This window comes from Rhodanobacter sp. TND4EL1 (assembly GCF_054061035.1).
In genome coordinates this window covers 153,067-170,296 of record NZ_JBSSDT010000005.1, presented here as the reverse complement: position 1 = coordinate 170,296, position 17,230 = coordinate 153,067, and the positions used below count along the sequence as shown (strand labels likewise).

The window sequence follows — 17,230 nt, the reverse complement described above, 5'->3', positions numbered from 1 at the left end:
ATGACGAATCGACTGGTCGCCATCGGTGACGTGCTGCGACGCTATGCGCAGGTCTTTCGAGCCGCGTGGGCGGAGCGCCGCGCGCTGGAACCGATCCCGCGCACGCGCGACGAGCTGGCCTTCCTGCCGGCTCATCTGGAACTCACCGAAACCCCACTGTCGCCGGCGCCGCGCGCCAGCGTGTGGATCATCATGGGTCTGTTCTGCGTGGCCCTGCTCTGGGCCTGCTTCGGCAAGCTCGACGTGGTCGCCGTCGCGCCGGGAAAGACGGTGACCAGCAGCCGCACCAAGATCGTCCAGCCGGCTGAGACGGCCGTGGTACGGCGCATTCTGGTGCACGATGGTCAAGCGGTGAAGCAAGGCGACCTGCTGATCGAGCTGGACGCCACTGCGACTACCGCGGACAGCCAGAAGGCCGGCGAGTCGCTGATCAGTGCCCGGCTTGCCGCAGCGCGATCCGCGGCCCTGGTGCAGGCGATCGACAGCGGCAAACCGCCGGCGATGGAGCGCGACAGTGATCTGCCCGCGCAGCGCTTTGAAGCCACTCAACGTCTCGCGCTCAGCGAATACGCCGCCTTTGCCGCCAAGAAGCAAAGTCTCGAAGCGATGGTGGCGCAGAAACAGGCCGAGCTGCGCACGGTCGAGTCGGCCATCGTGCCGCTGCAGCAATACCTCGCCATCTCGCGTACCCGCGTGGCGGACTACGAGAAGCTGCTGGACAAGAGCTACATTCCGAAGCAGGACTATCTGCAACGCAAGCAGGAGCGCATCAGCGCCGAGCGCGACCTCGCCGGGCAGCAAAGCCGTCGTGCCGAGCTGCATTCGGCGATCACCGGGGCCAGGGAAGAGTTGTCCGTCACCGTCACCGACACCCGCCGTCAGCTTCTCGACGAATTGCGCCAGGCGCGCGAACAAATCCAGCAGTTCGAGCCGGAAGTGGCCCGGACAGCCCAGCGCAATGCGCTTATGCAGCTACGTGCACCGGTGACCGGCACCGTGCAGCAGTTGGCCGTACACACCGTCGGTGGCGTGGTCACCCCCGCCCAGCCGTTGCTCTCCGTCGTGCCCGAAAACGAATCGCTGGAAGTGGAAGCCACCGTGCTCAACCAGGACATCGGTTTCGTGCGTCCCGGTCAGCGCGCCACGATCAAGGTCGAGAGCTTTCCGTATACGCGCTATGGCTACATCGAAGGTGTCGTGGAGAGTGTTTCGCACGATGCGATCCAGGACGAGAAACTCGGCTTGATCTACCAGGCTCGGGTGAAGATGAAGAAGACGGAACTGCTGGTCGACGGCGTCAAGATTCGCCTGACTTCGGGCATGGCGCTTACGGCGGAAATCAAAACGGGGAAGCGGCGGGTGATTGAGTACATCCTTGATCCGTTGCGGAAGGGCGTGGACGAGTCAATGCGGGAACGTTGAGGGTACAAACAGGTCGCGCATCAATTCGCTGCGCAATTCCAACCTTGAAAAAATTTCTGGTTAATCATGAAACGTGCTGCTTTCGGCTTGCGGACAGAAACAAAGCATCGGGTCTTGCGATGTGTTCTCCTCTTATTGATCGTTCTATCGACGGCTGGGTTGATCCGGATCTCCACCCTATTTGATAACGCCAAAAATACGGCGAGGTCCGACCACCACACAGCACCGGCGGCATCGAGCTCGCCTAGTCCTGTTATGGGTGACCTTGGCGGGATGGCCGTCTGTATCCCCAGATATTACGCTAAGCACGTGGAATACGATAACGACCCTCATTTTGGCGAAGCTTCTCGCCATGGTTTCCTGCGTCGGACGACAAAATCCCGACTACGCAGTTTTGGTGTAACCGCCAGATTTCCAGACATGCGGGGCCTGGAGGATAGTGAATTACGTTCCGACTTCAGAAACTCGCAACTTAATAGGGACAACCCGTGGTTGAGGATATCGATTAATGCTGGCGAGTTCTATCCGAAACTCGGCGGCAGGGCTTACGACGGGTTGGCAAGGGTGCTTCAGGAAAAGAGCCAATACTGGTTTGATAGCTACGAACGGTTTCCGCTCCTCGATGTGGCAGGGCTGGAAGCTTATGTGGTAGGCGGTGCCGACCCGAATACGGGTCAACCTGCAAGGAAGAGCGATCATACCAAGGATATCTATATTCACAGGGGGCGCGACGGCCATGTAGATACCTACATATCTTGCGGAAGAACCTCTGTAAAAGGTGGCGTGTCTGGCTGTCAAATGCATTTCGGATTTGGGACGAAAGCACAGGTAGATTTTACAGTGTCGATTGTGCCCGCGATGCTGCCGAGGTGGCAATCGATCGAAGACTCTATTTACGATCTTTTTCGCAGTTTTGAATGTGCCGACGGTTGATTTCTCTGTTGCGTGCCTTTTCGATAGAAAAAGGGGTCAGAGACATTATTTCTAACCAAGCCAATTATGTCGTAAATCTGCTGGCGACCAATCTCGCGGCCTCACCGTGGCTACGCGCCAATAGCAATAATGTCTCTGACCCCTTTTGCTTACGCGCCAATAGCAATAATGTCTCTGACCCCTTTTGCTTAGAAGCCACGGTGCTCAACCAGGACATCGGCTTCGTGCGGCCGGGCCAGCGCGCCACGATCAAGGTCGAGAGCTTTCCGTACACGCGCTATGGGTATCTCGAAGGTGTCGTGGAAAGCGTGACGCACGATGCCATTCAGGACGAGAAACTCGGCTTGATCTATCGGGCCCGCGTGAAGATGAAGAAGGCCGAGCTGCTGGTCGACGGCGTCAAGGTGCGCCTGACCTCGGGCATGGCGCTTACCGCTGAGATCAAGACCGGCAAGCGACGGGTGATCGATTACATCCTTGATCCGCTGCGGCAGGGTGTGGATGAGTCGATGCGGGAGAGGTGATGTGAAAGCAGTACCTGCAACACATCGCGCAAGGTCTATCTGGAAATGGGATAAACAATGAAAGCTCCCTGCATATTTGTTGGCGGTCTTGCATTGGCGCTGTCCGCCGCGGCCTGCGCGAAGGACAGCGTCAGCGACACCGCCGTGCGTGCGAACCCCGAGGTGGTTGTCATGCCTCCCCAATGCCACGGGAAGCCCAACGACGCCATTTACGTGGCTTTGGGTGAGGATGTGTTCCGCATCCCCGGTACGCCCAATCACGTGGGCATCTATCCCATTCCCTATCCGAAGCGGGGAGAGGCATCATCGGCGATGTCTGGCGATGCGCTGCCTGGCTGTCCTGACCATCCAGCCAGGGCTTTCAGCTTGCACCTTGCTCAGCACCAGTCATCGATCCTCGGCAATCTGCAGGACCTGCCGCCGGGTGCCTTGCGGGCTATCAACGTTTCCCGTGTCGGCCACCTCCCGTATGGCGAACGCTTCGCCATGAATACACTGGCTATGATGGTGAAAGATGAGCCATGCCGCGATGCGGGTGAAGGCTTGGTGGAATGCAGCAAGCAGCCGGATCAGGAAAGGGGCACATCCACTCTTTCCGCGCAGGCATCCGTGTACGGCACCCCGCTTGGCCATCCCTTCATCGTCACTTGCGGCTTTGGTCCCGGTATCTGGGCAAGTGATTGCCAAGTGCATTACCAACTGTCCGAACGATTGGAGCTTGGATACCAGCTTGACAGGCGCCGTGTTCCTGCTGAACGCATGATCGAGGTCGACCGGGCTATTCGTGCCGGCGTCCAGCGGCTTCTCATGAACTCGCGCCATTGAAGTTGGTTAGTGGTTTTTTTTCTTGAAGCGGGGGTGGCTCATGATGTCATTTCGCAAACAGCATCCGAGTTGGACGATCGGCCTGACGATGAGTTCGGGCATCGCGGTAATTGCTACATGCATGATCGCTTTCCAGGTCTATTCGACTCACCTCGAACGAATTGCGGTGGAAAAATGCGAGGCGATGACGCCTGGAGAACGAAGGGAGTCGTTGATTCGTAGCCTCATAGAACTGAAAAAAAGGAATGCAGAGTTAAGCAACGGATTTGCAGGTCGCGGCATTTACCGTGTCGGCATAGCGCACAATTTTTCTGAGTCAGGAGCAAAAGATATTGTCGCGGCCGCTTATGAAAGCCACCTTTCATTTGAGAACAATTTCGATATAACGAGGCTTGATATGAACGGGCTCGATGTCGAAACAAAATGGAGGGATGGGGATGCGCTGGTGAGCTACTCGACGCATGAAAATACTACAGCTGATTTCATTCCATTTCTTGGCGTGGTTGAGGTTGTTGGAGTAGAGCAGACTGGCCATGGTGTCGGTCGCTTTATCCCGGGGCGAAAAAATGCTCGTGACAAATATCACGTATTCAGCATGGAAAACATTTCGGTGGTGCGCGATTGCTGCAGCGGCCATGAGCGAACATCCGGGCCTGACGATGATCATGTCAGACGCAAATTGGCTGCGTATCGTCAAACCATGGCGTTCTTTTCCCCCGAATTCAATGGGCGTGATTTGTATATCAATACCTCGTCTTGCGGAATGCCATCTACCGAAGATGGCGATAATAATATGGGCACTCGCAGGCTAGATACTTTCATGATTATTAAAAGGAAGGAGGTTTCAGAAAAAGGGGTCAGAAAAAGGGGTCAGAGACATTATTTCTAACCAAGCCAATTATGTCGTAAATCTGCTGGCGACCAATCTCGCGGCCTCGCCGTGGCTACGCGCCAATAGCAATAATGTCTCTGACCCCTTTTGCTCCTTACCCGGACCCCTTTTGCTCCTTTTGCTGAGTTTTTCCAAAAGGATCGTCTTACCCCGCGGGAATTCTCAGTTTCATGATGGAAGTGGGCGGCAAGTTAACTCTGGCAGACCAATGGCACGGAAAGTGGTGCGGGTAACTATCTTGGTCATATAGACGTTGAGGATGGCGTGTCATTAGAGTATTTGTATTATGCGGGAAGCCATGCGGATCACGAACGTATAACCAAGGTTGGTATAGCTCAGTTAGAAATTATCTAAAGTGAACTTGAGGGGGCGAAACAAAGGGGCGTTAAGTAATTGATTATAAATAATTGCCTCGACACGTGTGTTGAGCGAGTTGTGTTTATTTGGTAAATAAAGGACATGATTTGAATTTCGCTTTTAATAAAACTAGCTTTCTGGCGAGCTGTGCGATGCTCGTTCCGCTCATGTCAAGTGAGTTAATGGCATATGTTGCGGCGGAAGATAGTTCATATATTTTTGAACTTGCACAAAATATATATTTGGCATTAGCTGAACATTTTCCATTTTCGACAATTAGTGCACACTCAGCCGCGTCAGCTTATTCCCATTCGATTGAGTATGGGATGATGACGTTGTGGATACTAAGTCCCGCTATCTTTGCAGGGTCAATTTTTAAATATAGTGAAAAACTCTGCGTAAACTGGTCCAGAAAGGAGGTTGTGTCCTTTAGGGTTTTTATCATGATTTGCATACTTGGCATTGTAATGGGCATATTTAGTCTCTTGTGCTATATGCCTGATGCAACACCATCCCTTTGTAGAGGCTGTGAGACCAGAACGATATTCTTGGCCATATTCATCAAGTACGTTTATTTCTGGATGATCGGCTTCTGCGTTGGGCAAATTTTATCCGCATTCAAGAAAAGGAAGGCTTGGCATGAATAATCCGATGTCGCATGACAATGCTAATTCAATCGTTTCGTTCGGCTATGATTTTTGGAAGAAGGCTGGTGAAAACCCTCTGCAATCTTGGGATGAGAGCTCTTCCGACGCACCGATTCGCGCCGATATTCTTCGGAGATATGTGAGTCATGTCACGCGTAGCGTGCAAGGTAGCCGCGCAAAATTCCCTGGTCTTGAGCCAGATGGAAGACCTGCGGCAGACGGCGTTCTCAGTCAGACGGAAAATTCTACCAATATCCCCGTTACATGGAATTTGATGGAAGGTGCTGCGCGCCGGCCAGGGTTGCGCACTTATAAATTGTCAGGAGCCGCAGGGACGGCGAACGACGTACGAGAATCATTAGGCGTGGTGCGCCGTTCGACGGAAGCCAATGTCCTCGTGGTATCGACTACGAGTGGTGTTGAAAGCGAAGCTCAAGGGGATACAGGCCCGGGCCAGATTGCTCCTGTACGCGAGAAAAGCAATTCAAGCAGTACTGACATCAGTGATCGTGTAGTGGCGTTGCATGCACTGGCTGTATCCAATCCGTCGGTGGCTGCCGTAAAAGCAGGCGGGGTGGCGACGTCGAGTTAAAAAGGGGTCAGAGACATTATTTATCATCAAGCCAATTATCTCGTAAATTTCCTGACGACCAATCTCGCGACCTCACCGTGCTTACGCGCCAATAGCAATAATGTCTCTGACCCCTTTTGCTCCCAATAGCAATAATGTCTCTGACCACTTTTGCTCAGTCACCTTTTGCTCTAAATAATTCGGCTTGATTATATTTCGGATTAAACAAGTGATGGATATAAATTATGCCTAGATTAGCTTTCTTTATTGCACTAATAATGGTCATTGCTGGATGTAAAGACAGTCACTACATATTCCGTGGTGATCTTTGTCAAGATAATAGCGTAATGGGAGTTTTTTCCGTAGGCAGTTCTGGTGTCTATTCGGTTGCCATCGAAAGCGAAGCGTCTGATATGCGCCGAAAAGAGATATTTGCATATTTTGGGAAGAAAAATAGATCGTCCACGTTTGCCACCTTGAATATCTATCGAAATAATAATCAAGACTTTACATTGATTAAAAGTTTCGACGTGATAAAACCTAGCCCGACTTCGTGGTCGAATAGAGCAATTTTTTCTGAACTGACGAGAATAAAACTTGAAAAAGGAGTGTATAAGCTAAAAGTGGATTTTGATGAGCTTAATAACGTGGACCGTAGTTACATCAACTATGTTGTCATAGAAAGTGCCTATTTTGGAAAATAAGGAGAATGCGCCGTGCCTATGTCTAGTCCCGCCTGGTTCTTTGTTTTGCCGTTGAATAGTTCGGGTCGTTCCGTTTGCCAAGTCCGTATCGCTTGAAGCGGTGTCTTGTGGCCGAGTGCGCGTTGCGGCAAATGATCGTTGTAAAGCTTCTCATAGCGTTCCAACGTGGTCTGCAAGTCCTCGCGCGAACGGAAGCGGGTGGTGGCCAGCACCTCGCTAATTCGACCGTTGAAACGCTCGACCATACCGTTGGTTTGCGGGTGTCGTGGTTTGATCAAGCGATGCTCGATTCCCAACAAGGTGCACTCACGATCAAACGCGTGGTCACCGGAGGACTTCTTTGTCTTGCCAGTGAAACGATCAGTGAATTGACTGCCGTTGTCGGTGAGCAACTTCACGATTTTCATCGGCGCGGCGGCTTTAAGGCGACGAAGAAAGTCCGTGCTACTGACCTCGCTTTGATCGGCGTAGATGCGCAGAAACACCCAGCGCGTCGCGCGATCAATGGCAACGAACAGATACCGCCGTGTCGATTCATCAGCCATCTGTGGCAAGTATTTGATATCCATATGAAGGAAGCCGGGCGCGTAGTCCTTGAAGGTTTTCGCTGGGACCGGTGCATCCTTGTCTTCCACAGGACGCCGATTCAGGCCGTGGCGGGTCAAGCAGCGGGCCAGTCCCGAGCGGGACACCTTGGCGTTCAAGAATTCGCGCACGACGACCAACAAGCCATCCAGGGGCAGCCACAGCGTGAGCCACAGCGTGCGGCGGACTTCCATGGCCACCGCTTCCTGCGCCGGGGTCAAGGTGCAGTGCAGTGTGTCCGGCCGGTGCGAACGGTCCGCCGTGGATTCACGCTCGCGCCACTTGCGCACCGTTGGTGCGGTCACGCCGTACTGCCGCGCCAAGGCTGCATCACTGAGCGAGTGATCCTCAGCCCGCAACTCGGCACGCGTACGTGGCGTGGTGCGTGCCAGAGGGTGTAGCGTCAAGGTCATCGTCAGGTCCTCAGCTCGCTGATCAGTTGGCTCATGGCATCACGTGCAGCCGCAAAACGCCAGATGCGCTGTTCGATAGGATCACACGGAACCTGACATGCGGCGGATTTCGCCAGTTTGCTGACGGTCATGCCGGCCGGGTTCGCCGCGTCCGATGCCTCGCTGTCCCCTGTGGATGATTCTGCCGCACGGGTGGTCGCCATGGGCGTCACGTCCGGCGACAACCGGCACGCGTTCCGGACCCCATCTAACGGAGGGCGATTGCACGCTGGTCGCGGCGGGCGGTTGGGCAACACTCCCGCCTTCGATGACGTACCGGGCTTCGCGGCGAGCGGCAACGGCGCGGGTTTGGGTCACGGTGTGAATGTGGGCCGGCAAACACAGCAGTTGATCGAAGCCATGTCGCGATTCGCACCCGCGGTGGGTGAAAGCTCGCCGCTGGATCACGGCATGGCCTGGCAAGACGCGCTGATTGCCAGCAACGCCGATGTTACCCATCGGTTCAAACCGCTGCCGCAGTCTTCCGGGCTGTAAGCGGAGCTGAAAGTGCAGGCTACGGCGAGTCATCTCGTCGTGGCCTGCGTGCGCTCTGTGTACGCAAAGCGGATCTGGCCCTTGAGCCAAGGCCCGCGCGGTCGAGCCCGTTGGCCGGATGTCGTAGACTGGCGTTTTATTTGCGCGGCTCAGCATGAATACCCGAGTCCTTACCGGCATCACCACCACCGGCACGCCGCACCTGGGCAATTACGTGGGCGCGATACGACCGGCCGTGGCGGCCAGCCGGCGCGATGACGTGGATGCGTTCTACTTCATGGCCGACTATCACGCGCTGATCAAGAGTGGCGATGCGTCGCGGATCGAGCGTTCGCGGCTGGAGATCGCCGCGACGTGGCTGGCGGCCGGACTCGACCCTGCGCGGGTCACCTTTTATCGCCAGTCGGACATCCCGGAAATTCCCGAGCTGACCTGGTTTCTCACCTGCATTGCATCGAAGGGCATGCTCAATCGCGCGCATGCGTACAAGGCGGCGGTGGACAAGAACGCCGCGGCGGGCGAGGACGCCGATGCCGGCATCACCGCCGGTCTGTACATGTATCCGGTGCTGATGGCGGCCGACATCCTGGCGTTCGATGCCAACCAGGTGCCGGTGGGGCGCGACCAGATCCAGCACATCGAGATGGCCCGCGACCTCGGGCAGCGCTTCAATCACCTGCACGGTCATGAGTTTTTCGTGCTTCCCGAGGCGTTGATCGAGGAACAGGTGGCCACGCTGCCGGGCCTGGATGGGCGCAAGATGTCGAAGAGTTACGACAACACGATCCCGCTCTTCGCTGGCGGCAAGAAGCAGTTGCGCGAGACGATCATGCGCATCGTCACCGACTCGCGCCTGCCCGGCGAGGCGAAGGATCCGGACGACTGCGCCTTGTTCACCATCTTCCGAGCGTTCGCCACCGACACCGAGACGGCCGGCTTCCGCCAGGCCCTGCTCGACGGCATCGGCTGGGGCGAGGCGAAGCAGGTCTTGTACGAACGCATCGAAGCCGACGTGGCGCCGATGCGCGAGCGCTACGAGGCGTTGATGGCGGACCCCGCGGCGATCGAGACGATCCTCCAGCAGGGTGCCGAGAAGGCGCGCGCGATCGCCACACCCAAACTCGTCGCGCTGCGCGAGGTGCTGGGCATGCGGGCGATGACCACGGCACCCGCGCCGGCCACACCGGCGAAGGGCACCCCGAAGTCCGGCAAGATGCCGCGCTTCGCCAGCTTCCGCGACGCCGATGGCCAGTTCCGCTTTCGGCTTTTTTCCGCTGAGGGCGACGAGCTGCTGTTGTCGAAGGCGTTCGCCGATCCGAAGGCGGCCGGCGCGCTGCAGAAGCAGATCAAGGCACTCGGTGCCGGGGCGGCCGTGCTGCAGATGCGGCCCTTGGGCATGAGCCTGGAGCTGGATGGCGAAACCGTGGCACAAACACCGGACTATGAGAGTGAGGCCGCGCGCGACTCGGCGCTGGTGCCTTTGCGCGAGGCACTTGAGCAGCTGGTTGCGCAGGACTCCTGAGCCGGGATTTGAAGCCCCGCACCCACCGACGGAGCGATTGATTGATGCGTTACCTGGCCATCCTGCTGTTGGCTCCCTGGCTGCTTATTCTGTGCTGGGGCTATTGGACATACCCGAAAAGCCTGCCGCGCGTCGTTGCGCGGCGTGTGTTTGATGTCGCGGTGGTGGTGCTGGCGCTGATCGCCGCGGCGCAGTGTGCCGTGATCGCATTTGACCGGGTCGCGCTGCCCGTGGTCGATGGCTTCGGTCCCGCCAGCGGCGCGATCTGGCAACAGGTGCTGCCGGCTCTTTACGGCTATGGCGCGTTCACCACAGTGGTACTGCTGGCGATGCTGTTGCGGCATGTGCTGTGGGGTCGCCGGCGCTGATCCGGAGGGGGACTCAGGTCACCGCTTCCGCACGAGGACGAGTCGCCGCCCTGCCATAAGTCACGATGTGACCAATGGCCGTCGAGAGAATTAAACGCTGACGGCACTCTGCGCATCTACCCCGGCGTGACGAACGCTTCGTCCGCCCTGGCGCAATCGTGCGCACCCCCTTTTCTGGAAGTATCCGACATGCGTGTGGCATGCCTGTTGATGTTCACTTTGGCGGCCGTCTCGACGCCGGTGCTGGCCGTCGATATCGATGGCCACATCCGACCCGGTGAATGGGCCGGCGCCCGCCATGTCACCGACTTCCGCCAGACCCAGCCGCTCAGTGGCAAGCCCGGTTCGCTGCATACCGAGGCGTGGATCCTGGCCACGCCGCAAGGTTTGGCCGTGGCGTTCCGTTGCGACCAGCCACCCGGCGTACCTCGCACGCACCAGCGGGTACAGCGCGACTTCGACGATCAGGTCGATCGGGTCAACGTGATGGTCGACTTCAATGGCGACGGACGCACCGGCTACGACTTCGTGGTCAGCTCGACCGATGGCATCAATGATGCGGTGATCACCAACGAAACCAGCTTCAACAAGGACTGGGACGGCAACTGGAAACACGCCGTCAGCGAGGACGCCGCCGGCTGGAGCGTCGAGATCCTGATCCCGTGGTACATCGCGCCGATGCATGCGGCGAAGAACGGGCAGCGCATGCTGGCCATCTATCTGGATCGCGTGACCGGTTCGACCGGCGAACGGGTGGCGTGGCCGGCAGCCAGCTTCACCCTGCCGCGTTTCCTGTCCGCCTTCGAGCGCATCGAGGTGCCGCAGTACAGCCAGTCACTGTTTGCCATCACGCCGTATGTTTCCGGGCTGTACGACAATGTGCGTGGTCGCAGCCACTTCCAGGAAGGTGCCGACCTGTTGTGGAAGCCGAATGGACAATTCCAGCTCACCGCGGCGCTGAATCCGGATTTCGGCCAGGTCGAAAGTGACGACCTGGTGGTCAACTTTGGTGCGACCGAAACCTATGTCAGCGACAAGCGCCCGTTCTTCACCGAGAACCAGGGCATCTTCGATTTCAGCCTGCTCGACGACAACAGCCAGCTGGTCTACACCCGGCGCGTTGGCGGTCCCTCGGATGATGGTCACGGCGCCGCCGACATCAACGCGGCGGTCAAGCTCAACGGCAGTTTCGGTTCCACCAGTTACGGCGTGATGGCCGCCGACGAAGACGGCGAAGCCGGGCGTTTCTTCGGTGCCGCGCGGTTGACCCATGATTTCGGCGACCAGAGCCTCGGCATGCTGCTGACCCGGGTCGACCGACCCTGGCTGGACCGCGAGGCGACCGTGCTGGGCGTCGATCATCACTGGCGGCCGACGCCACAACTGACCATCGCCACCAACGTGGTCGGCAGCGACATCCTGCAGTCGGGCACGCATACGCGCGACAGTGGCGGCACCATCATCGCCGACTACGAAATGGGTGGCGGCTGGCGGCAGCAATGGCTGGGCATGCATTTCGGCGACCAGTTGCAGATCAACGATTTCGGCTATCTCGATCGCAACAATTTCAACTACGGTCATTGGGAAGTGCGCAAGCGCTTCACCGCGTTGCCGGCCGATTCGGCCTACAGCTCGAAGGAGTGGCGCTTCCGCATCGATGCGCTGGACAACGATCATGGGCTGCGCCTGCGCCGCCAGTTGCGGATCAGCCGCAACAGCAATCTGCGCAACGGTGCCACCGAAACCGTGCAGGTCAACGTCAACAGTGCGGGCTGGGATGACCTGGTCACGCGCGGCCATGGCGCGTTGTTCCTGCCGCCGACGATCGACCTGGCCTACGAGCGGATCAGCCCGCGCCATGGCGACTGGGCGTTCAAACTCGATGCCGAAGTGGTCAGTGGCGGCCTCGGCGGCAATCGCCAGTTCGGCTATGACATCAAGTTCATTCCCACCTATTTCATCAACGATGCGTTCAGTGTCTACGCCGGTCCTTACTACGAGCGCCTGCCCGATTGGCTGGTCTGGCAGCACGACAACCTTGTCGGCCGCTACAACGAGCACACCTTGCAGCTCGACGCCGGCTTCGACTGGGCCATCAACAGCCGTCAGGAGCTGCGCGTGAAACTGCAGGCCATCGGGCTGAACGCCCGTGTGCGCGGCGGCTATCGGGTCAGTGCCAACGGCCGCGCGGTGGCCACCGACGATCCGGTCGACGACTTCAACCTGCGCAACCTGGGCCTGCAGATTCGCTACCGCTACGAGCTGGCGCCGCTGTCGTACCTGTACGTGGTCTATGGCCGCGGTGGCTACGCGCTGGATGGCTATGCGCGCAACACGGCCGACGCGTTCGGCAACAGTTTCGCCCTGCGCGACGACGAACAGCTGCTGGTGAAGCTGAGCTACCGCTTCGACATGTAGAGGGCGCTCAGTCCCAGCGGTTGAGGTGCGGGCCGAACGCCTCACGCTGCGGCCGCACCACGCAGAAGCGGTGGCCACTGGGCGCCTCCATCACCCACCAGCGCTGGTGCGCGAACGCGATGCGACGTGCACCGAGCCGTTCCAGTCGCGCCACTTCGGCGTCGAGGTCATCGGTCTCGATGTCCAGGTGCACGCGGCTGGCGTGGTCCACCTTCTGCAGCAGGACGATCGGCTCGTCCGCCGCGGTCTGCAGCTCCACATACTTGCCGTCGCCGTCCTGGTCGATGCTGGCGATTGGCTTGCCCAGCGCTTCGCTCCAGAAGCGGGCCACGGGCGCGAGGTCGTCGACCTGGCAGTCGATGATGAGGGTGCTGAGTCGGCTGTGATGCATGGATCGTCTCCGCAGGCTGCGCGCGCGAACCGGCGCAGTGCGAGAATACGCGGATGCTTCCGCTCAAGTATCTTCAGGCGTATCCCGTCACCTTGCAGGACAAGGTGCGCGAATTGATCGCGCAGGAGCGGCTGGGCGAGCACCTGGCCAAGCGCTATCCGGATCGCCACGACGTGCAGAGCGACAAGGCGCTGTACGCCTACGTGGCGTCGCTGAAGCAGCAGCACCTGAAGCAGGCGCCGGGCATCGACAAGGTGCTGTACGACAGCAAGCTGGACGTGCTGCGCAATGCATTGGGCCTGCACACCGCGATCTCGCGGGTCCAGGGTGGCAAGCTGAAAGCGAAGAAGGAGATCCGCGTGGCCAGCCTGTTCAAGGCCGCCGCGCCCGAATTCCTGCAGATGATCGTGGTGCACGAACTGGCGCACCTGAAAGAGATGGACCACAACAAGGCGTTCTACCAGTTGTGCACGTACATGCTGCCGGACTATCACCAATTGGAGTTCGATCTGCGTGTATACCTGACCTGGCGCGAGCTGCCGAACCAGCGCGAAAGCTGAGTGGAGAAAGCCGTTCTCCCTGAGCGTAGGCCCGAAGGGCTGAAGTCGAAGGGCAACCTTTTGGCGACCACTTGATGCGCAGCCCTTCGACTTCGGCCCCATGGGCCTACGCTGAGGGTGAACGGTTAAAGTATTGGACGCCAAAAAAACCGGGAACGATGATGGATAGTGCAGCACTGCAGAAATACCTGCTCCGCCTGTTCGAGCGGCACGACGTCGAACTCGAGGCCGATGAAGACGGTTGGCTGGTCACCGATGGCGACTTCCCCGCGATCCGCGCCGAATGGCATGAGGGTGCGGCAGGCGAACACGGTCGGCTCGATGTCGACGTGGTGCTGGGTGAGGAACGTCGCATCGAGGAGAGCTTCGCCGGCGTCGGCGGTGGCGAAGCGGGGTGTCGCGACGCACTCCAGGCCTTCGAGCAGAACGTGTTCCACCTGTTGCTGGCCGCCTGTTGGTACGTCACCGACGATCGGCGGATGGAGATCACCGCGTGGGAGATCGGCGTACGCACTTGGGACGTCTTCAGCGGGCCGTTCAGCGTGCGTGGCACGGAGGTCGGTGCCATGCCGGCCGAGGCCATGGTGGCGATCGAGGCGGCGCTGAAACGCGAGGCGCTGTCGCCCGAATTGCACTGGCTGCGACTGGTGCACAGCCATGCTGAAACGGGTGACTCGCGCTGCGAGGCGCTGCTCGACAACGAGCTTTGGACGGCCGGCACGCTGGCGCTCAACGAAGTGGCATGGCCGCGCGGCGGTGACTACAGCGCCCGCAGTTTCATGCTGCTCGACGTACGGGATTACTGATCCGTTGCACCGCGTTGGTGCCCGCTCGCGGCGATGCTCTTGCCGGCAAAACTCCGGGGCTCCGCAACGGCAAAGGCATCGCCCGCGAGCGGGCTCCAACGGGCGTTGGTGGGCACCGTCCGCCGGGTTTGGCTCGACACGCCACGCGTGAGAGCCGACGGTCAGTGCCCGCCCTGCGCACGGCACGGCTTCGGCTTGCGGCGTTTCGCTGATGAGCCAAAGAAAAAGCGGACGTCGTGAGACGTCCGCTTCTTGTTGTCGCGACATCCGGCTTGCTTAGTTCGGCAGACCCAGGTCGTCCAGCATCGCCTTGAGGAAGCGCGCCGCTTCACCACCGGTGGCGGCGCGGTGGTCGAAGGTCAGGCTGATCGGCATTCGGCGATGCACTTCGATGCCGCCCATGACGGCGACCACGTCGTGGCCGAGCTTGCCGGCGCCGACGATGGCGACGGTCGGCGGCACCACGACCGGGGTGGCGTAACGACCGGCGAACATGCCGAAGTTGCTCAGGCTGATGGTGTGGCCGGACAGTTCCGACGCCGGAATCGTGCGGTCTTCCACCTGCGTGCGCAGACGCTTGATGGCGGCGCGGATGCCGGCGGCATCCATCACGTCGGCATTGCGCAGGGCCGGCACGAACAGGCCGTCGTCGGTGTCCACCGCGATGCCGATGTCGACCTGCGAATGCATGGTGCGGGTCAGGTTCTTGCCGTCGAACCAGGCGTTCAGCGCCGGCACCGCCTTGCAGGCGGCGACGATGGCGCGGATCAGGCGGGCGGTGATGTCCTGCTTGCCGATCCAGGCGTGCAGGTCGGCGTCATCGACCAGGGTGGTCGGCACGACTTGCGCATGAGCGTCGGCCATCACGCGGGCCATGTTGCGGCGCACGCCCTTCAGCTGTTCCGGCTGGCCGCTGGCGGTCTGCGACGGCGGGGCGGTGCGCACCGGCTTGCCGGCCAGCGAAACGGGGCCGCGCTGCGGCTCGGGCTGCGGCAGTTCCGGCGCCAGATGGCGCCCGGCCGAGGCCGGCACCGCACGGGCCGGAGCAGCGCCGACAACGGCCGAACCGTTGGCGGCGGCTTCCTTGACGTCCTTCATCGTGACAACGCCATCGGCGCCGCTGGGGCGCACGCGGGAGAGGTCGATTTTCAGCTTCTTCGCCAGCGCGCGAACGGCCGGCACGGCCTTGACGCCGCCGATGCTCGCGGCCTGCTCGACATGCACATGGCTACCGCTGACCATCGCGCCGACCACGGTGCCTTCGTCTTCGCGGTCCTTGCCGCCGGTTTCGACCTCGCCGCCCTCGTCGGAGACGACGACCTTGCTGCTGTCATCGGCGGCCGGGCTGCCGACACTCTTCTTCGGGCCATGCTGGTGGCCGGTGTCCTGCGACTCGGCGCGCTGCTTGGCGTTCGGATCGGGTTCGAATTCGGCCAGCGCGGCACCGGTCTCGATGATGTCGCCCGGGGCGCCGTGCAGCTTGGTGACCTTGCCGGTGTACGGCGAGGGCACGTCGACCACCGCCTTGGCGGTTTCCATCGAGCACAGCGGGGCGTCGAGCTTGATGGTGTCGCCGACCTTCACGTGCCACTCGACGACGGTCGCGTCGGGCAGGCCTTCGCCGAGGTCGGGCAGGTAGAACGTCTTGATATCAGCCATGGGATCAGATCCGTGTTGTAGGGCGGGCATGGCCCGCCGGCTTTTGCTCAGGTCTCGCGCGGCCACTTGCAGTAGTGCGGCGGGCAGTGCCCGCCCTACGTGGCATTCCAGCGCAGATTATGACGCTGCCAGCGTACGCTTCGCGGCGTCGACGACGCGTTCCACGCTCGGCAGGTACTTCATTTCCAGGCGGAACAGCGGAATGTGCGTGTCGAAGCCGGTGACGCGCTCGACCGGTGCCAGCAGGTCGTACATGCATTCCTCGGCCAGGCGGGCGGCGATTTCGGCGCCGAAGCCGGCGGTCTTCGGGGCTTCGTGCACGATCACGCAGCGGCCGGTCTTCTGCACCGATTCGGCGATGGTGTCGAAGTCCAGCGGGGTCAGCGTGGCGACGTCGATCACTTCGGCGCTGATGCCTTGCTCAGCGAGTTCGTCGGCCGCTTCCAGTGCCTCCTTGACCTGCGCGCCCCAGCTGACCAGGGTCACGTCGGTGCCGTCGCGCAGCACGAAGCACACGTCCAGCGGCAAGGCCTCGCCGTCATCCGGCACTTCTTCCTTGTACTGACGATAGATGCGCTTGGGTTCGAAGAACATCACCGGATCGGGATCGCGGATCGCCGCCAGCAGCAGGCCGTAGGCGCGAGCGGGCGACGACGGCATCACCACGCGCAGGCCGGGGATGTTGGTGAACAGGTGTTCGTTCGCCTCGGAGTGATGCTCCGGTGCGCGGATGCCGCCGCCCCACGGGGCGCGCCACACGGCCGGCACGGTGAGCCGGCCGCGGGTGCGGTTGCGCATGCGGGCGGCGTGGCAGGCGATCTGCTCCATCATCGGGTAGATGAAGCCTTCAAACTGGGCTTCGGCGACCGGCTTCATGCCGGCCACGGCCAGACCGACGGTGACGCCGGCGATGGTGGTTTCGTCCAGCGGCGTGTCGAGCACGCGCAGCTCGCCGAATTTTTCCTGGAGACCTTGGGTGGCGCGGAACACGCCGCCGTTGACGCCGACGTCTTCGCCCAGCACCACGACGCTGTCGTCGTGGGCCATTTCATAGGCGAGTGCCTGGGTGACGGCTTCGATGAGAGTGATTTGTGCCATG

19 protein-coding genes are annotated in these 17,230 nt (G+C 60.0%); 13 read left to right on the top strand and 6 right to left on the bottom strand.

The window, feature by feature from the left end; translation table 11 throughout:
- The 5 genes from ACVWWQ_RS16075 to ACVWWQ_RS16055 all read left to right on the top strand — a co-directional run bounded on the left by ACVWWQ_RS16075 (nucleotide 1) and on the right by ACVWWQ_RS16055 (nucleotide 4,593).
- The gene (locus ACVWWQ_RS16075; RefSeq protein ID WP_133952316.1) at nucleotides 1-1,422 is read left to right on the top strand and encodes an HlyD family type I secretion periplasmic adaptor subunit; all 1,422 of its coding nucleotides are present in this window, start codon (nucleotides 1-3) and stop codon (nucleotides 1,420-1,422) included.
- A 66-nt stretch (nucleotides 1,423-1,488) separates the two neighbouring features.
- Nucleotides 1,489-2,355 (top strand): hypothetical protein, encoded by an 867-nt coding sequence (locus ACVWWQ_RS16070; protein ID WP_133952318.1) that lies wholly within the window; start codon nucleotides 1,489-1,491, stop codon nucleotides 2,353-2,355.
- Nucleotides 2,352-2,879 (top strand): HlyD family efflux transporter periplasmic adaptor subunit, encoded by a 528-nt coding sequence (locus ACVWWQ_RS16065; RefSeq protein ID WP_457383468.1) that lies wholly within the window; start codon nucleotides 2,352-2,354, stop codon nucleotides 2,877-2,879. Before ACVWWQ_RS16070 ends, ACVWWQ_RS16065 begins: the two co-directional genes overlap by 4 nt.
- 57 nt (nucleotides 2,880-2,936) lie before the next feature.
- A complete protein-coding gene (locus ACVWWQ_RS16060; protein WP_133952320.1) occupies nucleotides 2,937-3,704 on the top strand; it encodes a hypothetical protein in 768 nt (255 codons plus the stop codon).
- Nucleotides 3,705-3,747: 43 nt separating this feature from the next.
- On the top strand, nucleotides 3,748-4,593 hold the full coding sequence (locus tag ACVWWQ_RS16055; RefSeq protein ID WP_133952322.1) for a hypothetical protein: 846 nt from the start codon (nucleotides 3,748-3,750) through the stop codon (nucleotides 4,591-4,593).
- Between the two features lie 728 nt (nucleotides 4,594-5,321).
- Here ACVWWQ_RS16055 and ACVWWQ_RS16050 read toward each other — a convergent pair.
- A complete protein-coding gene (locus ACVWWQ_RS16050) occupies nucleotides 5,322-5,558 on the bottom strand; it encodes a hypothetical protein (protein ID WP_133952324.1) in 237 nt (78 codons plus the stop codon).
- Nucleotides 5,559-5,592: 34 nt separating this feature from the next.
- Between ACVWWQ_RS16050 and ACVWWQ_RS16045 the strand changes: the two genes are divergently transcribed.
- Both ACVWWQ_RS16045 and ACVWWQ_RS16040 read left to right on the top strand, forming a co-directional pair.
- On the top strand, nucleotides 5,593-6,192 hold the full coding sequence (locus tag ACVWWQ_RS16045; RefSeq protein WP_133952326.1) for a hypothetical protein: 600 nt from the start codon (nucleotides 5,593-5,595) through the stop codon (nucleotides 6,190-6,192).
- Nucleotides 6,193-6,416: 224 nt separating this feature from the next.
- Nucleotides 6,417-6,875, top strand: coding sequence for a hypothetical protein (locus ACVWWQ_RS16040; protein ID WP_133952328.1), 459 nt, complete (start codon nucleotides 6,417-6,419; stop codon nucleotides 6,873-6,875).
- On the opposite strand, the gene ACVWWQ_RS16035 is transcribed toward ACVWWQ_RS16040, so the two are convergent.
- Both ACVWWQ_RS16035 and ACVWWQ_RS16030 read right to left on the bottom strand, forming a co-directional pair.
- The gene (locus ACVWWQ_RS16035; protein ID WP_133952330.1) at nucleotides 6,860-7,873 is read right to left on the bottom strand and encodes an IS481 family transposase; all 1,014 of its coding nucleotides are present in this window, start codon (nucleotides 7,871-7,873) and stop codon (nucleotides 6,860-6,862) included. The two genes, ACVWWQ_RS16040 and ACVWWQ_RS16035, sit on opposite strands and share 16 nt — an antisense overlap.
- A 2-nt stretch (nucleotides 7,874-7,875) precedes the next feature.
- The gene (locus ACVWWQ_RS16030; protein WP_166669796.1) at nucleotides 7,876-8,076 is read right to left on the bottom strand and encodes a hypothetical protein; all 201 of its coding nucleotides are present in this window, start codon (nucleotides 8,074-8,076) and stop codon (nucleotides 7,876-7,878) included.
- A gap of 58 nt (nucleotides 8,077-8,134) precedes the next feature.
- Here ACVWWQ_RS16030 and ACVWWQ_RS16025 point away from each other — a divergent pair, with 58 nt between their 5' ends.
- From ACVWWQ_RS16025 to ACVWWQ_RS16010, 4 genes are all read left to right on the top strand, one after another.
- Nucleotides 8,135-8,407: a hypothetical protein gene (locus ACVWWQ_RS16025; RefSeq protein ID WP_457383467.1), complete on the top strand. Its 273-nt coding sequence runs from the start codon at nucleotides 8,135-8,137 to the stop codon at nucleotides 8,405-8,407.
- A gap of 154 nt (nucleotides 8,408-8,561) precedes the next feature.
- Nucleotides 8,562-9,929 carry a tryptophan--tRNA ligase gene (locus ACVWWQ_RS16020; RefSeq protein WP_133952334.1) on the top strand — a complete coding sequence of 456 codons (1,368 nt, stop codon included), beginning with the start codon at nucleotides 8,562-8,564 and terminating at the stop codon, nucleotides 9,927-9,929.
- Nucleotides 9,930-9,973: 44 nt separating this feature from the next.
- The gene (locus tag ACVWWQ_RS16015) at nucleotides 9,974-10,297 is read left to right on the top strand and encodes a hypothetical protein (RefSeq protein WP_133952336.1); all 324 of its coding nucleotides are present in this window, start codon (nucleotides 9,974-9,976) and stop codon (nucleotides 10,295-10,297) included.
- 189 nt (nucleotides 10,298-10,486) lie between these two features.
- Nucleotides 10,487-12,715 (top strand): DUF5916 domain-containing protein, encoded by a 2,229-nt coding sequence (locus ACVWWQ_RS16010; RefSeq protein WP_133952338.1) that lies wholly within the window; start codon nucleotides 10,487-10,489, stop codon nucleotides 12,713-12,715.
- A 7-nt stretch (nucleotides 12,716-12,722) separates the two neighbouring features.
- Here ACVWWQ_RS16010 and ACVWWQ_RS16005 read toward each other — a convergent pair whose 3' ends face one another.
- On the bottom strand, nucleotides 12,723-13,106 hold the full coding sequence (locus ACVWWQ_RS16005) for a VOC family protein (protein WP_133952340.1): 384 nt from the start codon (nucleotides 13,104-13,106) through the stop codon (nucleotides 12,723-12,725).
- 53 nt (nucleotides 13,107-13,159) lie between these two features.
- On the opposite strand from ACVWWQ_RS16005, the gene ACVWWQ_RS16000 reads away from it, so the two are divergent.
- Nucleotides 13,160-13,666 (top strand): M48 family metallopeptidase, encoded by a 507-nt coding sequence (locus tag ACVWWQ_RS16000; RefSeq protein WP_133952342.1) that lies wholly within the window; start codon nucleotides 13,160-13,162, stop codon nucleotides 13,664-13,666.
- A gap of 161 nt (nucleotides 13,667-13,827) precedes the next feature.
- On the top strand, nucleotides 13,828-14,472 hold the full coding sequence (locus tag ACVWWQ_RS15995; protein WP_133952343.1) for a DUF6348 family protein: 645 nt from the start codon (nucleotides 13,828-13,830) through the stop codon (nucleotides 14,470-14,472).
- A 276-nt stretch (nucleotides 14,473-14,748) separates the two neighbouring features.
- Here ACVWWQ_RS15995 and ACVWWQ_RS15990 read toward each other — a convergent pair whose 3' ends face one another.
- Together ACVWWQ_RS15990 and ACVWWQ_RS15985 are read right to left on the bottom strand one after the other, a co-directional pair.
- Nucleotides 14,749-16,131, bottom strand: coding sequence for a dihydrolipoamide acetyltransferase family protein (locus tag ACVWWQ_RS15990; RefSeq protein WP_133952345.1), 1,383 nt, complete (start codon nucleotides 16,129-16,131; stop codon nucleotides 14,749-14,751).
- Nucleotides 16,132-16,248: 117 nt separating this feature from the next.
- Nucleotides 16,249-17,229, bottom strand: coding sequence for an alpha-ketoacid dehydrogenase subunit beta (locus ACVWWQ_RS15985; RefSeq protein WP_133952347.1), 981 nt, complete (start codon nucleotides 17,227-17,229; stop codon nucleotides 16,249-16,251).
- Nucleotide 17,230 lies beyond the last annotated feature (1 nt).

Coding starts and splice junctions, on each gene's coding strand:
- ACVWWQ_RS16020 (WP_133952334.1), top strand. CDS start 8,562: ATGAATACCCGAGTCCTTACCGGCATCACCACCACCGGCACGCCGCAC.
- ACVWWQ_RS16000 (WP_133952342.1), top strand. CDS start 13,160: ATGCTTCCGCTCAAGTATCTTCAGGCGTATCCCGTCACCTTGCAGGAC.
- ACVWWQ_RS16075 (WP_133952316.1), top strand. CDS start 1: ATGACGAATCGACTGGTCGCCATCGGTGACGTGCTGCGACGCTATGCG.
- ACVWWQ_RS16035 (WP_133952330.1), bottom strand. CDS start 7,873: ATGACCTTGACGCTACACCCTCTGGCACGCACCACGCCACGTACGCGT.
- ACVWWQ_RS16005 (WP_133952340.1), bottom strand. CDS start 13,106: ATGCATCACAGCCGACTCAGCACCCTCATCATCGACTGCCAGGTCGAC.
- ACVWWQ_RS16055 (WP_133952322.1), top strand. CDS start 3,748: ATGTCATTTCGCAAACAGCATCCGAGTTGGACGATCGGCCTGACGATG.
- ACVWWQ_RS15990 (WP_133952345.1), bottom strand. CDS start 16,131: ATGGCTGATATCAAGACGTTCTACCTGCCCGACCTCGGCGAAGGCCTG.
- ACVWWQ_RS16030 (WP_166669796.1), bottom strand. CDS start 8,076: ATGGCGACCACCCGTGCGGCAGAATCATCCACAGGGGACAGCGAGGCA.
- ACVWWQ_RS16040 (WP_133952328.1), top strand. CDS start 6,417: ATGCCTAGATTAGCTTTCTTTATTGCACTAATAATGGTCATTGCTGGA.
- ACVWWQ_RS16045 (WP_133952326.1), top strand. CDS start 5,593: ATGAATAATCCGATGTCGCATGACAATGCTAATTCAATCGTTTCGTTC.
- ACVWWQ_RS16060 (WP_133952320.1), top strand. CDS start 2,937: ATGAAAGCTCCCTGCATATTTGTTGGCGGTCTTGCATTGGCGCTGTCC.
- ACVWWQ_RS15985 (WP_133952347.1), bottom strand. CDS start 17,229: ATGGCACAAATCACTCTCATCGAAGCCGTCACCCAGGCACTCGCCTAT.
- ACVWWQ_RS16010 (WP_133952338.1), top strand. CDS start 10,487: ATGCGTGTGGCATGCCTGTTGATGTTCACTTTGGCGGCCGTCTCGACG.
- ACVWWQ_RS16070 (WP_133952318.1), top strand. CDS start 1,489: ATGAAACGTGCTGCTTTCGGCTTGCGGACAGAAACAAAGCATCGGGTC.
- ACVWWQ_RS16015 (WP_133952336.1), top strand. CDS start 9,974: ATGCGTTACCTGGCCATCCTGCTGTTGGCTCCCTGGCTGCTTATTCTG.
- ACVWWQ_RS15995 (WP_133952343.1), top strand. CDS start 13,828: ATGGATAGTGCAGCACTGCAGAAATACCTGCTCCGCCTGTTCGAGCGG.